Origin of the sequence: Chitinophaga sp. sic0106 (assembly GCF_019219075.1) — a bacterium.
Taxonomy (GTDB): domain Bacteria; phylum Bacteroidota; class Bacteroidia; order Chitinophagales; family Chitinophagaceae; genus Chitinophaga.
Window position 1 is genome coordinate 438,158 of sequence record NZ_JAHUWJ010000001.1, and the last position, 16,896, is coordinate 455,053.

The following is a 16,896-nucleotide window of genomic DNA, read 5'->3' on the forward strand; positions in this document are numbered from 1 at the left end:
AGAAAAAGACCGGAGGAGCCACCTCCGGTCTTTTTTTCAACAACTAAAAATTATGGGGGTGATGCCCCTGATATCTTAATAACGCTTTCCTGCGATTTCCACCCTAAAGGTTTCTACACATTTTCTGTCTTGTAAAGTTACGTACACCGTTTTCCCGTCCGGATCACCGAAGGTGAGGTTGCTGCACTGTTTACCTTTAAGGGCTACTTCCCTGATCAGTTCACCTTTTGGTGATAGCACTGCAATAGTTCCTTTTCCCCATCGGGCAATGTACAGGTTACCGGCCTTGTCGCATTTCATACCATCGAAGCCGTAGTCGGGGAAGGTGGCGAAGAGGGTTTTGTTGGAGATATTTCCTTTTTTATCCACATCATATTTCCAGACTTTGCGCTGGATGGCCTCATTTACGTACAGGGTTTTTTCGTCCGGGCTAAGTTCAATACCATTGGTGGTGCCCATGTTTGCCTCCAGCAGCACAGGTTTGCGGTTGGTATCTATGCGCCAGAGCTGGCCGGTACTGTTTTTCCAGTTCGGGTCTGAAGCAAATATCTGGTCTTTTTTATTGATGCAAAGGTCGTTTGGCTGGTTGAACTGGTCGGAATGTACGTATACGCTTACCTGTTTGGTCTTCATATCTACCATAAGTACATTATGTCCTTTGAAGTCGGGGAGATACATAGTGCCTTTGCTGTCAAAATTCACGGAGTTGCCTATACTACTGTCGGGCAGTGTCACGAAAACCTGGCCGGCGCCGGTTTTGGTATCTATCAGGCCTACGGTCCCATCTTTCTGGAAGTTGACAACATAAAAGTTGCCGGCTTTATCGAAGTTGGGCCCTTCGATGTTTACGGAAAACATCTTTTCGGCGGTGAGGTCCCTGGCGGTATACAGCGGTTGTTGCTGTGCGAGGGCGGACAGGCTACCACCTGCGAGTAGTGCCAGCATGTATGTCTTTTTCATTTTAGTGGATTTTTGCTGCATTAAAATAAACAACTATTCCAAAAAAATATTTTTTACTTGATCAAAGGAAAGGCCCTGCTGTCGGGCACTTTATTTATCTGGTAGGATTTTTAGGGAGATAGCAAATTCCGTTGCGTGGTATTTTACTACTTTTGCCCGCATGATTCATGTTTCGGAGTTTAAAGATCTGGCGCACCTGACTATTCATAAGGTAGGAAATTCTTCTAATGAGGAGATGCTGCTTTGTTCCAAAGCACCGCTGCAACTGGAGGACGAAACAATCAGCCAGTTGTTGATCACCTATTTTATTCAGCCATTTACCAAGTCGGCAGAGTATTTCAGGTTTTTTCATGAGGCAGATTTACAGCTGAATGAAGTTTTTCAATATTGTCGACGTATATTTGGCGACCAAAATGAGTTTCAGGAGCAGTCTGTAAATATTGCCAAACATCTATATAAACATTCCACCCATCCCAAAATAAAAGGTGGAGAGCTCTATATAGCCTACTTTAGCAAGTGTCTTGTGGATGGAGAAGAAGTGCCTGCCATTGGGATTTTCAAGTCAGAGAACCGGGATACCTATTTGAAAGTTTTCCTTGAAGACGACAATTACCAGGTAAACTATGAAGACGGCATCAACATTAATAAGCTTGACAAAGGATGCCTGATCTTTAATACCGAGGAAGAGGATGGCTATAAAGTGAGTATAGTGGACAGCACTGGAAAGCAAACAGAGGCCGTATATTGGAAAGATGCATTTTTACAGGTAACCAGGAGAGAGGATAGTTACCATCAGACTGAGCTGGCTGTAAATATGTGCAAGCAGTTCATAGATAACAAACTGCCCACGGAGTATGAAATGAACAGGGTGGATCAGGTAGATCTGCTCAACAAATCAGCCACATACTTTAAGGAAAAAGAGCATTTCCAGTTAGATGACTTTGCAAACGAAGTGTTAGGCCATCCTGAGGCTATCGCATCGTTTAAAGAATACCGGAACGAGTACCAGCAAGCGTTCCAACAGGATATCCCTGATGAATTTGAAATATCTGCACCAGCCGTTAAAAAGCAACAGAAAGTCTTTAAGAGTATTCTGAAGCTGGACAGGAATTTTCATATCTATATACATGGTGATCGTGAGCTGATTGAACGCGGGTTCGATGAGGCTACAAATATGCACTACTACAAGCTTTTGTTTGAGAACGAAGCCTAGTAGGCCCCTATAAAGATTTTTAAATTTTTCTCATAAGCAAAAACCAATTATTAACAAAGGCTGCTCCGTCTGGGCGGCCTTTTAGATTACGCATTTCATGCCTGTGTGGCGGTGGCGTAACCTTGAACTGAAAATTACGATCGTATTATACATAAAAAAAGAACCGGCTTTATGGCCGGTTCTTTTTTTATGATTTATTGTTGTTGTTATTATTTGGATTGGGAGGCTTTGGTTTGTTATGTCTGGGTGGGCGGCGGTCCTGTTTAGGAGGCTGACCCTGTCCCTGTCCTTGTCCTTCTCTATCCTGTTTAGGCCCTTGCTGTTGCTGGCGGCCCTGGCCTTGTTGCTGATCGCGTGGCGGGCGGTTTTGTTGGTTGCCTCCCTGATTAGGTTGGCCTCCCTGTTGTTTCGGCGGACGGTTATTGTCCTGCTTTTGCCTGTTGCGATCCTGCTGTTGGCGGTTGTCGGGGCGGCCCTGCTGCTGTCCTTTCTGCTCTTGTCGTGCTTCCTGACGTTGCTGCGGCTGTTTTCCCGGTTCGCCTTTTTGCTGTTGTTTCTGTTTGTCTTTGTCCTTCTGCTTGCGCTTCTGAACAGTTTTTTCCAGAGACTTCAGGCTGATTTGTCCTACTACATCTGCAAATCCGAGATCGGCTTCCTTCGGTTTATGCACATTTACTACCTCCACTGCTTTCAGGTCATCCGGCTTAACGCCTTGTCTGTTGAGCAGTCGGATTTCTTTGGCCCTGGTAATGGTCAGCGGATATTGCTTGTTACTTCCTTCGTAGGAATACCACATGAGGCTTTTGAAGATATCGCGTTTCTGCAAGGTGGCTACCCCGTTTGCAGTTTCAATACTGTCTGCATCTTCAGGGAAATCTTTCAGTGCATCCATGTAAGTATCCAGTTCGTAGTTGAGGCAGCATTTAAGGCGGCCACATTGTCCGGATAACTTCGCCTGGTTGATAGAAAGGTTCTGATAACGGGCGGCGGTAGTATTCACGCTTTTGAAATCAGAGAGCCAGGTAGAGCAGCATAACTCGCGGCCGCAGCTACCAATTCCTCCTACTTTTCCGGCTTCCTGGCGGGCGCCTATCTGGCGCATCTCCACTTTAGCCCTGAACTCGGAGGCGTAAACCTTAATCAGTTCACGGAAATCGACACGATCATCGGCAGTGTAAAAGAACGTTGCTTTTCGGCCATCGGCCTGAATTTCGACCTCGGTAAGTTTCATTTCAAGGCCCAGGCTGCGGGCTAATGCCCTTGATTTAATCAATGCCTCCTTTTCTCGGGCCTTATTATCACTCATCCTTTGCAGGTCGTCGTGTGTTGATCGACGCAGGACTTTTTTGACTTCGGGTGTGTCCTCTGCGCGTCGTTTTTTCATTTGTAGTTTTACCAGTTCACCTGTCAGGCTTACTGTTCCAACGTCAAAACCGCTGACTCCTTCTACGGTAACCGTTTCGCCCTTATCAAGGTGCTGCCTGGTTACGTTACGGTAAAAATCTTTGCGGCTTCCATTGTTAAAACTAACTTCAATAATGTCAAATGGTGATAAGCTGTCTGCTAGTGGAATATTGGATAACCAATCAAACACATTCAGTCTGTTACAACCTCCTGTACTGCATCCTCCATTACTCTTACATCCTGCTGGCTTACCATCTACACCCGTACCACATCCGGCACAAGCCATATTATTAAATAGTTTAAATTTTAGAAATAAGCATTTCAGGTCATTCCATCCCCTTAATATACAGTATTCCTGTAATAAAAACAAAAAGACGGAAAGCAGCAAAGATAAGGAAAACAAGGGGATATGGCTCCCTAACGCCCCAGGTTATTACGTTTGAGGCAGAGGTTTCTTTTTAAATATATATTGTAGCTTGATGGACAGCGCATGGAACAGCATTTTGGCGTTGGCGTTGCGCTCAATATGATAGTAGGCATTATCCAGCAGGTCCACAATCTGCTCTATCTGCTCCATGCCGGCCAGCTTCAGCAGCTTGGAAGAAAAGTCCATTTCTTCCGCCGAAAAAGCCAGCTGACTGCGGTCAATAAACTGCAACCTCACCGCATGTTCCAGCAGGTTAATGAAATAACGGAGAAATTGTTTCTGGTTTTCGCGCCCGGTTTTGGCGCTGGAAATACCTTCGATCCATTCCTGCAGCGCGCCCCTGTTGCCGGTAAAGATGTAATTAAGCCAGTTGCGCAGCAACTCATGGTAGTCGTCGTCAGAGTATTGCAGGAGGTACACCGCCTCCCGGTAGTTGCCCGCCGCAATGGTGGCAATCTGCTGCGCCTTTGCCGCCGGTACGTTGCGGTCGGTGAGCGACTTTACCATATCCTCCTTAGGAATAGGGTTTACTTTGATCAGGTGTGTTCTGGAAAGTATAGTGGCCAGGATCTGCTCCTGGTTTTCTGCTATAAAGATGAAAAGCGTGTTAACAGGAGGCTCTTCAATCAGCTTGAGCAGCCGGTTACCTTCATTGCCCAGGTATTCCGGCATCCACATCAACAGGATCTTATAACCACTCTCAAAACTCTTGAGGTTGAGCTTACGGATAATGTCCTGGCACTCCGTTGCCGTGATGTTACCCTGTTTATTTTCCGCCCCTATAAATTGCAGCCAGTCATAGGTATTACCATATGGATTGGTGGTTACAAATTCTCTCCACTCACTTACATAGTCTGTACTTACCGGTTTATCACCTGCCTTGCGGGGGATTACGGGATAGGAAAAATGAATGTCGGGATGGACGTACTGTGATGCTTTGATACATCCCGGGCATTGGCCGCAGGCACCCTCCGGCTGCTTGTTTTCACAAACCAGGTATTGTGTAAAGGCCAGCCCGAGCGGAAGTCCGCCGCTACCTTCCGGTGCAAGCAATATCAGTGCATGACTGAGGCGGTTCTGTTGTACAGATTGAACCAGCTGATGTGCTACGGCGGACTGTCCTATGATCTCTTTAAATAGCATGCCGCAAGATAATGAAAAGGGGGTAAACCTTAGCGCGACAAAGAGGTATAACAGGTGTTCTGAAATACGCCTTGCCCGGTAACGGTGTTGCCGGTGTTGGCGTAATAATAGTAGCCTGTGATTGTTTTTTTCTTTGTGTTAATCCTGGTAATGGTGATGCTGGATGTATCCGTTTCCAGGAAATGGTAATCGAAGCCGGGAATTCTGTTGCCGATGATCACCAGGCCACCTTCTACCTTAGTTTTGCGGGAGTAGGTATATGTTTTAAGTTTGATGGAGTCGTTGCTTAGCAAACTGTCCACATACAGGCCATCAGATAAATTGATGATCACTTTCATGCTGTCGCTGATACCCTCAATACTTACGTATTTCTGGCCACCGCTGTCTGTTTCCGCACGGAACATTAAACTGCTGGAAAGATTCAGGGGGGTGGTTTTACCCCCGGTGTTGAAGTTAAACAACATTTCGGGGCAGGATAGGGTAGGCTCGTCGATTACGTTCTGGCATGCGGAAACCCCTATGGCTCCGGCCAGCAATAGCATAGTTGGTCGTAAATATAATAGTAGATGTTTCATGCAATAGTTGCTCCGGGGTGAATGAATATCAGGTCACACGGTTACGGGTATACGTAGCCGTAATAACATTTCGTTACCCTAAATATGGCAAAAGTGTATGTTCGGGGGGAGGTTGAAAATTATTTTTTCTCGATTGCTGCAATCACCTCTGGTGCATCTGGTTGTGTTTTTGGTGAAAACACAGCTACCAGGTTGCCTTTTTCGTCCAGCAGGTACTTCTGGAAATTCCAGGTTACTGCGGCCGGCTCCAGGTGTTTAGCTTTACTTTCATCCAGTAACCACTGATACAGCGGGTGGATGTCAGCACCTTTTACAGATATTTTTGCGGCCATCGGAAAAGTTACCGCGTATTTTTTGGTGCAGAACTCCTGGATTTCTTTGTTGCTGCCAGGTTCCTGGCTACCGAAGTTATTGGCAGGGAAGCCAACAATCACGAGGTTTTTCTGATATTTCTTATATAGTTTTTCCAGGCTTTCGTACTGCGGTGTGTTGCCGCACAGGGAGGCGGTGTTTACAATCAGTACTTTTTTTCCTTTGTATTTGGAGAAATCAATTTTACCACCGTCAACAGCATCTACTTTAAAATCATAAAGATGGGATGCAGTAGCTGCGAACAGCATGAAAATGGAGAGTAATGTAACTTTAAACATATACCAGGGTTGTTGAAAATTTGCAGAAACAAAAATAACGGCTCAGACTCGACCATAAAGTTAACTATCCGTTATCATAAAATTTATTTTTTTTAGCTCCAGGCATAGGCCAGGCAGGCGATGCTCACCGTAGCGCCAGCGTCTGTTAATGCTTTGCTGCAGGCTTCTGTGGTGGCGCCCGTGGTGATAACGTCATCTACCAGGAGCAGGTGCATTCCGTGTACAGCCGGTGCTGCCCGGAATACTTCCGCCACGTTGCTCCAACGGCCAATTCTGCCTTTCTTTGTTTGGGTATTCGTATAGGTCTCTCTTGTTAATAAACTGGTATTCAGTGGCTTGTTGGTGGTGTCAGCCACTCCCGCTGCCAGTAGTTTTGCCTGATTATAGCCGCGTTGTTTTTCTTTTCTGTGGTATAGCGGCACTGGTATGACTGCATCAATTTCGTGTAGCCATGAAGTTTGGGTGAGCATCACACCCGTCTTACGTCCTAAGTAAATGGCCAGGTCCTTCCGGTTCTTATATTTGAACTGATGGATCAGCTGTTGTATACCGGATGACTGTGAATAGTAATAGGCCGCCATCGCATGTGCGACTTTAGTTCTCCCCCAGAAAATTTTTTCTATCGGATTGTCAGCAAACAAGTGAAACTGGGTAGCCGGAAGTGCGGACTCGCAGGCAATACAAATTTTTTCTGACTGGAGGTCCAGGTCCGTGCCGCATACCGCGCAGCAGTGGGGGTAGAAAAGATCTACCAAAGGCATTAACAAACGGGTTATCATCTGAATGGATATATGGTTTAAAAAAGCTGACGGTATACTTCTTCTACACGTCCGACAGCAACTACTTCTATATTAAATTTAGCGAAATCAATACCTTTTTTGTTATAACGGGAGATAAAAATCTTTTCGAATCCAAGTTTTTCCGCTTCTGCAATACGTTGCTCTATTCTGTTAACTGCCCTTATTTCGCCGCTTAGGCCGACTTCTCCCGAAAAACATACTTTGTTGGGGAGAGATATGTCTTCGTAAGAGCTGAGTAGTGCACAAAGAACGGCCAGGTCAATCGCGGGATCTTCTACCCGCAAACCGCCGGCGATATTAAGGAACACATCTTTCACGCCGAAGTGGAAACCACCGCGTTTTTCCAGTACGGCAAGCAGCAGTTGCAGGCGGCGCAGGTCAAAACCGGTAGCGGTGCGCTGCGGTGTACCATAAACGGATTGTGTAACGAGTGCCTGTACCTCTACCAACAGTGGACGCATACCTTCCATCGTTGCAGAGATGGCCACGCCGCTGAGCAGATCTTCCCTTTGTGAAATCAGAATTTCAGAAGGGTTGGTGACTTGTCTTAATCCGGTTCCGGTCATTTCATAGATACCCAGTTCGGCGGTAGAGCCAAATCTGTTTTTTATGGTACGGAGAATCCGATAAGCGTAATGCTGATCACCTTCGAACTGGAGCACTGTATCTACCATGTGTTCCAATACTTTAGGTCCTGCAATGGCCCCATCTTTGGTGATATGGCCAATGAGGAAAACGGGGGTATTGCTTTCTTTGGCAAAGCGTTGCAGTTCTGCCGTAGTTTCCCGGATCTGCGACACGCTGCCCGGTGCGGATTCAATAAATGGTGATTGCAGGGTTTGTATGGAGTCGACAACCACCAGTTGCGGCTGTAGTTTTCTGATTTCTGCGAATATGGTTTGCGTAGATGTTTCGGTGAGCAGATAGAATTGATCGTTGGAGATATTGATGCGATCTGCTCTCATTTTTATCTGCTGTTCACTTTCTTCTCCACTGATATAAAGTGTTCTTACGCCTTTCAGTTGCAATGCATTTTGCAGGAAGAGGGTGGATTTTCCGATGCCTGGTTCTCCCCCTACTAAAACGAGGGAACCCGCTACTATACCGCCTCCCAGCACGCGGTTGAGTTCATTGTCCGGAGTAAGCAGGCGTTTTTCTGCTACTGCTTCCACGTCGGAGAGGTTCACAAATTTTTGCGTACGTGCGAGTGGGTTATCAATGGTTTTCCATTCCTGTTTTACAGGAGCATCTTTTTGTACTCTTTCTTCAACGAAGGTATTCCACTGACCGCAACTCGGACATTTACCATTCCATTTTGCAGATTCGTATCCACAATTCTGACAGAAAAAAGCTGTTTTAATTTTACTCATATCGATGTATAAAGAGAGGGTACAAAGTAAGGAGATTTACAAAAATTGAAGTGGGGGATTTCCTAAAATGAGAAAAGAGCCAAACGGAAGATTCCGTTGACTCTTTCTACTTACTAACCCATTAAATTCAGGTCTAAATTACTAAATGGCTTCAGAATAAAAAAGTTTATTTAATCGATGTGAATAACTTTTGATGTATTTTTTTAATGTTATAAAGTGGCTGCCAGCGGCTATTTGAACCATTATTTTGGTTCAATATTACTTTCATTGGCAAGCCGTAAAATGTTGATAAATAGAGGTGATGTTGGGGATTTTTACATATGAAATCTCACTGGGGTATGCTCCCTGGCGTACTGACAAATAGGCCGGTTTTTGCCCTAAAAAAATTTAATTTAGCCAATATGGCAGTGTTAAATTTCTTGATGAGCGGTGGGTGGGGAAGGATGAAGCAGCTATGACAGGTGTCTGCTAAATAAATCTTAAATTAGGGTAGTTGGATCATTTTTTGACCCTGTTAGTACCTATAATATTCTGTAAAAAAATTGCATATGACACCAGGAATTATGATTGTTTCACTGATTTTTGTGGGGATCAGTATGCTAGTTGGCTTTATTCTGAAGCGGCGCTTCCATGAATTCAGCGAAATACCCACTTCTTCCGGGCTTACCGGGCGTGAAATAGCCGAGAAAATGTTGAAAGACAATCAGATATACGATGTAAAAGTACAATCGGTGGATGGTTTTTTGTCGGATCACTATAATCCGGCGGACAAAACGGTAAATCTGAGTCCGGATGTATATAACGGGGCTAATGTGGCTGCGGCGGCTGTGGCGGCGCACGAGTGCGGCCATGCGGTGCAGCATGCGACCCGGTATCCATGGCTGGGCTTTCGTTCCAAGCTGGTGCCTGTAGTGCAGGTGAGTGCTAACCTGGTCAACTGGGTGTTGCTGGCGGGTATCCTGTTAATTAATACTTTTCCACAGTTGTTATTGATTGGTGTGATCTTATTTGGTGTAACTACTTTATTTTCAGTGATTACGCTGCCTGTGGAGTTTGATGCATCCAAAAGGGCGCTGGCCTGGCTGGATAGTAGCCGGGTGATGTCGGCCGGGGAGCATGATAAGGCAAAGAATGCCCTTTGGTGGGCGGCCATGACGTATGTGGTAGCTGCGCTGGCATCTATTGCTACGTTTGTACAGTATTTAATGATTTTCCTGGGGGCCCGGAATAGGGACTAAGGGAGATAATAAACTTATAAGGGGAGGTTGGTACCTGGTGGTGTCAACCTTTTTCATTTAATAGGTATTGGGATGACGCCTCATTGGGGAGGGACTTCGCGCCCCTGGCACTGATTATAGGCTGTGAGCCCAGGCTGCCGCAGCGTGGCCATCGCCAGCTGATGCCGAAGGCATCAGACTGATAATCCTTCCGGGCAGACTCATCTGCAAATTCTGCTGCATTTCCATCTCCATACATTACAAAAAAACAAGTTATCAACCATCCGGAATGATGTTGTTAATAACTTTGAAACAAATTTTTTATTGAAAAACAATTAGTTACAAAGGTGCCTTGTAAAAAACTGGTTAAAATGTATGGTTATTAAGAATGGGGAATGTACCTTTGCACTCCCTCACTGTGGGGGAATTGTTTACAAGACGTAATCTTTATCGTATACAACAATGAACACATTAAGTTTTAGAACAAAATCGGCTAACGACGCTTACGTAAAGCGTGACTGGCACATCGTAGATGCTACCAATCTGACACTTGGCAGGGTTGCTGCTAAAATGGCCGCCATTTTAAGAGGTAAGAACAAACCTTACTATACTCCTCATACTGACTGCGGTGATTATATCATCGTTATCAACGCTGAAAAAATCGTTTTAACCGGTAACAAAATGGAAGAGAAAGAATACATCCATTACACTGGTTTCCCTGGTGGTCAGCGCGTAGAACTGGCTAAAAACCTGATTCGCCGTCGTCCTGAGGTTATGATTGAGAAAGCTGTAAAAGGTATGCTGCCTAAAAACCGCCTGGGTCGCAAGATGTACAAAAAACTGTTTGTATATGCTGGTGCTGAGCATCCTCACGCAGCGCAGAAACCACAACCTTTAACTTTCTAATTTTTCTCTGATACATGGAAAAGCAAAAAAATACAATAGGTCGTCGTAAGGAAGCGGTTGCCCGTGTTTATATCAACAAAGGTACCGGTAACATCACTATCAACGACAAAGATTATAAATCCTACTTTTCTCTGGTATACCTGCAAAACCAGGTAGAACTGCCTTTAAAAACTATCGAAGCTGTTGATAAGTTTGATCTGAAAGTGAACGCTCAGGGTGGTGGTATCAAAGGTCAGGCGGAAGCTATTAAATTGGGTATCGCTCGTGCACTGTGCGAAGTGAATATCGAATTCCGTCCTGCACTGAAAGCTGCTGGTTTGCTGAAACGCGATCCAAGATCAGTTGAACGTAAGAAACCAGGTAAAGCTAAAGCTAGAAGAAGCTTCCAGTTCTCTAAACGCTAATATTTCTGAGCTGTTGGCGGATACTTTTTTATATCCGCTACAGTATTATTATTTGATCCTTTTAATTGAGCAATATAAACATGGAAAATAATACCTCATTGCAGCAGCAGTTACTGGAGGCAGGTGTTCACTTCGGTCACCTGAAGAAAAAATGGAATCCGAAAATGCTGCCTTATATTTTCGCAGAAAAGAAAGGTATTCATATCATTGATCTGAACAAAACCGTAGAAGGTTTACAGGAAGCAGCAGCTGCCCTGAAATCTATCGCAAAAAGCGGTAAAAAGATCATGTTCGTTGCAACTAAAAAACAAGCGAAAGAAATCGTAGCTGACGCTGCACGTAACATCAACATGCCTTTCGTAACTGAAAGATGGTTAGGTGGTATGCTGACTAACTTCGCTACTATCCGTAAGTCTGTAAAGAAAATGCAGAGCATCGAGAAAATGCTGGCTGACGGTACTTTCGACAATATCACTAAAAAAGAACGTCTGACTTTAAGTCGCGATAAAGAGAAAATGGAGAAAGTGCTGGGTGGTATCGCTCAACTGGCACGCGTTCCAGCTGCTCTGTTCCTGGTAGATATCTCTCACGAACATATCGCTCTGGCTGAAGCAAAACGTCTGGGCATCTCTACTTTCGGTATGGTGGATACTAACTCCGATCCTACTAAAGTTGACTTCGCTATCCCTGCGAACGATGACGCTACTAAGTCTATCGCTATCATCACCAGCTATATCTGCGCAGCAATCGCTGAAGGTCTGTCTGAAAGAGCTAACGAGAAAACTGAAGATGTAGAAGAGGAAGAAGAAGCAGACGACAAAGCACGCAAATTCGAAGTTGAAGGCAACGACGAAAAAGGCGAAAGAGGTCGTAGACCAGGCGGCGGCGGTCGTGGCCAAGGTGGTCCTGGTGGCCAAGGCGGCGGTCAGAACCGTGGCGGTGGTCAAAACCGTGGTGGTGGCCAGAACCGTGGCGGTGGCCAAGGTGGTCAACGTCGTACTTCTAACACCGGTGGTGGCGGTCCTCGCAAACCAGGTGGCGGCGCTAGATAATATTTTTTAAAATACAAATTACGAATTGCGCTATTGCAGGATTCCTCCCGCAAAAACGTAATTCGTAATTTGAGTTTAATATCATTTCAATAATTCTTAAACTTTATATAACTCATGGCAACAATTACAGCTGCTGATGTTAATAAACTGCGTCAGCAAACGGGTGCTGGTATGATGGATTGTAGAAAAGCACTGGTAGAAAGTGATGGTGATTTCGAACAAGCTGTGGACTACCTGCGTAAAAAAGGCCAGAAAGTAGCTGCGCTGCGTTCTGATCGCGAAACTAAAGAAGGTGTTATCATCGCTAAAACTGCTGCTGATGGTAAATCCGGCGTTGTGGTAGGTCTGGGTTGCGAAACTGACTTCGTTGCTAAAAACGAAGACTTCGTGAAATTCGCTCAGTCTATCGTTGACCTGGCCCTGGCAAACAATATCACTACTGTTGAAGCACTGAGCGCAGCTCCACTGGACGGCGCTACCGTTGCTGATAAAGTAAACGATCAGGTTGCTAAAATCGGTGAGAAAATCACCCTGAACAAATTCGAATATGTTACCGGTGAAGCAGTTACTGCTTACATCCACGGTAACTTCCGCATGGGCGTTCTCGTAGGCTTCAACCAGCCAGTTGCTGAAGAAGTTGGTAAAGACGTAGCTATGCAAATCGCTGCAATGAACCCGGTAGCTATCGATGCTTCCGGCGTTTCTGAAGAAACCATCGCCCGCGAAAAAGAAATCGCTATCGAGCAGATTAAAGCTGAAGGCAAAACCGCTGAAATGGCTGAAAAAATCGCTGCCGGTAAACTGAATAAATTCTTCAAAGAAAGCACCCTGCTGCAACAGGCCTTCGTTAAGGATAACAACAAATCCGTAGCGGATTACCTGAAATCAGTAAATGCTGGTCTGACAGTAACTGCCTTCAAACGCGTTGCTTTAGGATAATAACTTACGAATAGGAAAAGGAGAGAAAGCAATTTCTCTCCTTTTTTTTGCGCATAGATTTTCATGACCAGCAATTTTTTCGGAAATTGCACTGGTAATCCACACTCTTACATTATTCTTATAGCGTCATGTTGCCAAAGTACAAGCGAATCTTACTCAAACTGAGCGGTGAGGCCCTCATGGGTGAAGGAAATTATGGAATTGATCCTAAGGTGATAACTCAGTATGCTTACGACATCAAAGCCGTTACTGACCTCGGGGTACAGGTAGCTATCGTTATCGGAGGTGGGAACATCTACCGTGGAATGAATGAAGCAGAAACCGGTATTGAAAGAGCTCAGGGCGACTACATGGGCATGCTGGCTACAGTGATCAATGGAATGGCCATGCAAAGCGGCCTCGAAAAAATCGGACTCTACACACGCCTGCAATCAGCCATCAAAATGGAACAGATCGCAGAACCCTATATCCGCCGTCGCGCCATCCGCCACGTGGAAAAAGGCCGTGTAGTAATCTTCGGTGCCGGAACAGGCAATCCTTACTTTACCACCGATACCGCAGCTTCCCTGCGCGCTATCGAAATCCAGGCGGACGTTATCCTCAAAGGTACCCGCGTGGATGGTATCTATACCGCAGATCCTGAAAAGGATAAAACTGCCACCAGATACGAAACTATTACCTTCTCTGAAGTTTACCAGAAATCACTGAACGTGATGGATATGACAGCCTTTACCCTCTGCCAGGAAAACAAGCTGCCAATCATCGTTTTCGACATGAACAGGCCAGGAAACCTCCTGAACGTGATCATGGGTAAAAACGTTGGTACCCTCGTTCACTAATTTCTTACAGATACTATTAAAAAAGCCGGGTAAAAAGGTATTATACCTTTGCCCGGCTTTTTGGTTTTATGTAGATGCAAAACCTTCGGTTTTGCTGGTGCTGCTTCCACGCTTCGCAAGGAATGGCATTTAAAGGTACTGTTCAGTATTTCCCCAGGAATGGCCATCGGAGCAACCACTCCAGGAAATTACCTGGTTTACTGCTGCTGGATAAACCAATCCTTGATCTCACCCCCCGGGATATACAACATCACCTGCCCCAGCGCATAAGGGCCTATCTCATAAGGCACATACACAAACGCCACCCCTTTGTCGGTCAGGATGAAATTATCATTGGGTACAATTGATGGCGTCAGCAATGCATCCCGGAGCGATTCATCATTGCCTATCCGGTATTTTGCCCGGAAAGCCTTTTCCAGCAAAGGACTGAAGGCTTCCTTGTAGCCCGGTTTAAAGACATCCGCCGGCTTTACGACCTGCTTTTTCGACAGGTCCATCGTCACAAAAGCAGAACCCCAGTTGCCATGCGCCCCGCCCGTATAGGCATAGCCGTATTTTTCTATGACCAGCAAAGGCCATTTGTTGTGAATCACCTTCATCTCATTCTCTGAAGTCCAGTTCCAGGTAGCCGAAAGGGATGCGTCAGTTAATTCACTGCTGTCCGCAATACCGGCGCTGGTCTTATATCCCAGCAGGAAGGAGTCGATTCCCCGCCGCAGGAACTGCTGCGGTTGCCGCAATGCAGAACCGGTAATCTGGCCTTCAATAAAATCAGCTATTTCTTTTGTCACCACCGGCTGTGGCCATAATATACTGTTGCTGCCCATACCTACCGGAGAGCGGGGATTACCAGGCAGTAAGCTTGCAGAATCAGTAGCAAACAATACGGCAAAAGGTATGGCATCTTTCATCGCCGTTTCCAGGGAAAAGTGCTGGGAGGTGCCATTGCCATGCCATACGCCTTTAAAATTCCCCGAATCATCCAGAGAGCCGCTAAAGAATCGTTCGTTTTCCGGATCAATACTTTCCTCGTAAATCTTAACCAGTCCGGAGTCGCCACTGCCCCAGATAGTAATGGGCTGCCCGCTGGTATCAAAGGAATAGTACCCACGATACATGCCTGGCGTGGTTTTGAGCAGCTGCATGGTAATGGGATGGTTATCCACATTTCCTTTAAGCTGTGTATAGAAAAAGGGAGTGCCCACTAATTTGAGGGTGGCAATAGTACTGTCTTTTTCCGCATTGCTGCCGCCGCCGCGGGGATTGCAGGCCAGGAGTACGGCTATGCCCAGCACTAGAAATAAGGCTACTCTTTTCATAGTATGATTTATATCAGGTAGACCAAAATTAAGCATATCCTTCCATACCTTTGTATACAGCTGCGCTTTAGCCAATTTACCCTTAAACTTTTACACCATGCTGAATCAGAAAATAGCAGATCTCCGCAAGGATTATATCATGGCTTCCCTCGATGAACACGACGTTGCAAAAGCACCGCTACAGCAGTTTTCCCGCTGGTGGAATGATGCTACTACCGGCGAAGTGGAGGAGGCTAACGCCATGACGCTGGCCACCAGTACGCCGGATGGACATCCCTCCGCACGTATTGTGTTACTGAAAAGTTTTGATGAGGAGGGCTTTCTCTTCTTCACAAATTATGATAGTCAAAAGGGAGAAGAAATGGCAGCCAATCCCAATGTTTCACTGCTGTTCTTCTGGCGGGAGCTGGAGCGACAAGTACGTATAGTTGGTACCGTTAGTAAGGCGCCTGCAGCGGTAAGCGATGCTTATTATAATAGTCGGCCCGAAGGCAGCCGTATCGGGGCCATTGCGTCGCCGCAAAGCAGGGTGATTTCAGACCGTTCGGTATTGGAGGGGGAGGTAGCCCGGCTTATGGAGAAATATGCCGGTAATACGCCTGTAAGGCCCGAATACTGGGGTGGATATGTAGTGAAGCCCACGGTACTGGAATTTTGGCAGGGAAGGAGCAGTCGGTTACACGACCGTATCCGCTATACGCTACAAGCAGATAATAGCTGGAAAATAGAGCGCCTCGCGCCATAAGTGGCCACGGGATTGCACAAATACAAAGGCGCAAATGATCTTATCCAAGATGATTTGCGCCTTTCAACTTCGTATACGAGAAACCTAAGCTTTCTTTTCTGCTTTAGCGGCAGCAGCTTTTCTGGTTCTTGCTGGTCTTGCTTTACCAAAAGATTTATTGGAAATTTTACCTCTTTTGGTTTTTACATCTCCTCTACCCATAACAAATGATTTGTAGTTTATTAATATGATGTTGATAACAGCTGCAAATTAATTCAATTCGCTGAAATTCTATACAGCTGGCGGTTTTGTATAAAAAAAAAGCAAGAAACATCGGATGTTCCTTGCTTGAATAAGTTGTGCTAACTGATTAGAGCTTGTCAGACAGCGCTTTACCAGCTTTGAATTTCGCAACTTTCTTAGCTTTGATCTTGATGATCTGGCCAGTTTGTGGGTTTCTACCGTTACGTGCTGCACGTTTAGAAACAGAGAAAGTACCGAAACCAACGAGGGTTACTTTACCACCTTTTTTCAGGGTATCAGTAACAGCTTTGGTGAAGGCATCCAGTGCATCGTTAGCCTGGGTTTTGGTAATGCCAGAAGCTTTGGCAGTTGCTTCGATTAATTCGGCTTTGTTCATAGTTAGTAAGATTTAACTAGTGAAAAAATGTTTGATGTGAGCAAATATAGCGCGTTTTATCAGATTACCAAATTTTTTACAACTTTTTTATACAAATTTTTATCGGCTGAAAAACGCTACTGGTAACGGTTACAGCAGATTGCCCTCTGCAACGCTACAATCTAATTTGTATTGTAACTTTCGTAAAACGCTGTGCTGTAGCTACTTTGATGCTCTTTTTAGCATTGTTCAGCAGTCTTTTCAACTATTGTACCAAACTCCTAAGCCCGTGAAAACAGTGGATTTCCTGTGGATAAGTTTACTGTTTTGTTGTG

The 16,896-nt window shown here is 45.4% G+C and carries 18 protein-coding genes; 8 read left to right on the plus strand and 10 right to left on the minus strand.

The genetic code is table 11. The annotated features are described in order from the left end of the window. Positions 1 to 75: 75 nt before the first annotated feature. Positions 76 to 960: an SMP-30/gluconolactonase/LRE family protein gene (locus KW844_RS01820; protein WP_218374995.1), complete on the minus strand. Its 885-nt coding sequence runs from the start codon at positions 958 to 960 to the stop codon at positions 76 to 78. A 160-nt stretch (positions 961 to 1,120) separates the two neighbouring features. On the opposite strand from KW844_RS01820, the gene KW844_RS01825 reads away from it, so the two are divergent. Next, positions 1,121 to 2,173, plus strand: a complete 1,053-nt coding sequence (locus KW844_RS01825; protein WP_218374996.1) for a nucleoid-associated protein — start codon at positions 1,121 to 1,123, stop codon at positions 2,171 to 2,173. A gap of 187 nt (positions 2,174 to 2,360) precedes the next feature. Here KW844_RS01825 and KW844_RS01830 read toward each other — a convergent pair whose 3' ends face one another. The 6 genes from KW844_RS01830 to radA form a co-directional block, all read right to left on the minus strand. Further along, positions 2,361 to 3,863, minus strand: coding sequence for a regulatory iron-sulfur-containing complex subunit RicT (locus KW844_RS01830; protein WP_218374997.1), 1,503 nt, complete (start codon positions 3,861 to 3,863; stop codon positions 2,361 to 2,363). 147 nt (positions 3,864 to 4,010) lie between these two features. After that, entirely contained in the window at positions 4,011 to 5,147 is a 1,137-nt protein-coding gene (locus KW844_RS01835; protein WP_218374998.1) for a hypothetical protein, read from the minus strand. 29 nt (positions 5,148 to 5,176) lie between these two features. Next, positions 5,177 to 5,689, minus strand: a complete 513-nt coding sequence (locus KW844_RS01840; RefSeq protein WP_218374999.1) for a hypothetical protein — start codon at positions 5,687 to 5,689, stop codon at positions 5,177 to 5,179. 152 nt (positions 5,690 to 5,841) lie between these two features. Next, entirely contained in the window at positions 5,842 to 6,372 is a 531-nt protein-coding gene (locus KW844_RS01845; protein ID WP_218375000.1) for a glutathione peroxidase, read from the minus strand. 92 nt (positions 6,373 to 6,464) lie between these two features. After that, the gene (locus KW844_RS01850) at positions 6,465 to 7,133 is read right to left on the minus strand and encodes a ComF family protein (protein WP_218375001.1); all 669 of its coding nucleotides are present in this window, start codon (positions 7,131 to 7,133) and stop codon (positions 6,465 to 6,467) included. Between the two features lie 35 nt (positions 7,134 to 7,168). After that, positions 7,169 to 8,542, minus strand: coding sequence for a DNA repair protein RadA (radA, locus tag KW844_RS01855; RefSeq protein ID WP_218375002.1), 1,374 nt, complete (start codon positions 8,540 to 8,542; stop codon positions 7,169 to 7,171). Positions 8,543 to 9,090: 548 nt separating this feature from the next. Between radA and KW844_RS01860 the strand changes: the two genes are divergently transcribed. The 6 genes from KW844_RS01860 to pyrH all read left to right on the plus strand — a co-directional run bounded on the left by KW844_RS01860 (position 9,091) and on the right by pyrH (position 13,899). Continuing rightward, entirely contained in the window at positions 9,091 to 9,780 is a 690-nt protein-coding gene (locus tag KW844_RS01860; protein WP_218375003.1) for a zinc metallopeptidase, read from the plus strand. Between the two features lie 441 nt (positions 9,781 to 10,221). Continuing rightward, entirely contained in the window at positions 10,222 to 10,665 is a 444-nt protein-coding gene (rplM, locus tag KW844_RS01865) for a 50S ribosomal protein L13 (protein ID WP_073084569.1), read from the plus strand. A 14-nt stretch (positions 10,666 to 10,679) separates the two neighbouring features. Continuing rightward, positions 10,680 to 11,069 (plus strand): 30S ribosomal protein S9, encoded by a 390-nt coding sequence (gene rpsI, locus KW844_RS01870; RefSeq protein WP_218375004.1) that lies wholly within the window; start codon positions 10,680 to 10,682, stop codon positions 11,067 to 11,069. An 80-nt stretch (positions 11,070 to 11,149) separates the two neighbouring features. Beyond that, positions 11,150 to 12,121: a 30S ribosomal protein S2 gene (gene rpsB, locus KW844_RS01875; RefSeq protein WP_218375005.1), complete on the plus strand. Its 972-nt coding sequence runs from the start codon at positions 11,150 to 11,152 to the stop codon at positions 12,119 to 12,121. 114 nt (positions 12,122 to 12,235) lie between these two features. Further along, positions 12,236 to 13,060, plus strand: coding sequence for a translation elongation factor Ts (tsf, locus tag KW844_RS01880; protein WP_218375006.1), 825 nt, complete (start codon positions 12,236 to 12,238; stop codon positions 13,058 to 13,060). A 128-nt stretch (positions 13,061 to 13,188) separates the two neighbouring features. Then, on the plus strand, positions 13,189 to 13,899 hold the full coding sequence (pyrH, locus tag KW844_RS01885; RefSeq protein WP_218375007.1) for a UMP kinase: 711 nt from the start codon (positions 13,189 to 13,191) through the stop codon (positions 13,897 to 13,899). 197 nt (positions 13,900 to 14,096) lie between these two features. Here pyrH and KW844_RS01890 read toward each other — a convergent pair whose 3' ends face one another. Beyond that, positions 14,097 to 15,218 (minus strand): DUF3298 and DUF4163 domain-containing protein, encoded by a 1,122-nt coding sequence (locus KW844_RS01890; RefSeq protein WP_218375008.1) that lies wholly within the window; start codon positions 15,216 to 15,218, stop codon positions 14,097 to 14,099. A 97-nt stretch (positions 15,219 to 15,315) separates the two neighbouring features. Between KW844_RS01890 and pdxH the strand changes: the two genes are divergently transcribed. Further along, the gene (gene pdxH / locus KW844_RS01895) at positions 15,316 to 15,963 is read left to right on the plus strand and encodes a pyridoxamine 5'-phosphate oxidase (RefSeq protein WP_218375009.1); all 648 of its coding nucleotides are present in this window, start codon (positions 15,316 to 15,318) and stop codon (positions 15,961 to 15,963) included. Positions 15,964 to 16,047: 84 nt separating this feature from the next. Here pdxH and KW844_RS01900 read toward each other — a convergent pair whose 3' ends face one another. Both KW844_RS01900 and KW844_RS01905 read right to left on the minus strand, forming a co-directional pair. Beyond that, positions 16,048 to 16,164, minus strand: coding sequence for a 30S ribosomal protein THX (locus KW844_RS01900; protein ID WP_218375010.1), 117 nt, complete (start codon positions 16,162 to 16,164; stop codon positions 16,048 to 16,050). 148 nt (positions 16,165 to 16,312) lie between these two features. Next, on the minus strand, positions 16,313 to 16,582 hold the full coding sequence (locus KW844_RS01905; RefSeq protein ID WP_218375011.1) for an HU family DNA-binding protein: 270 nt from the start codon (positions 16,580 to 16,582) through the stop codon (positions 16,313 to 16,315). Positions 16,583 to 16,896: the final 314 nt, after the last annotated feature.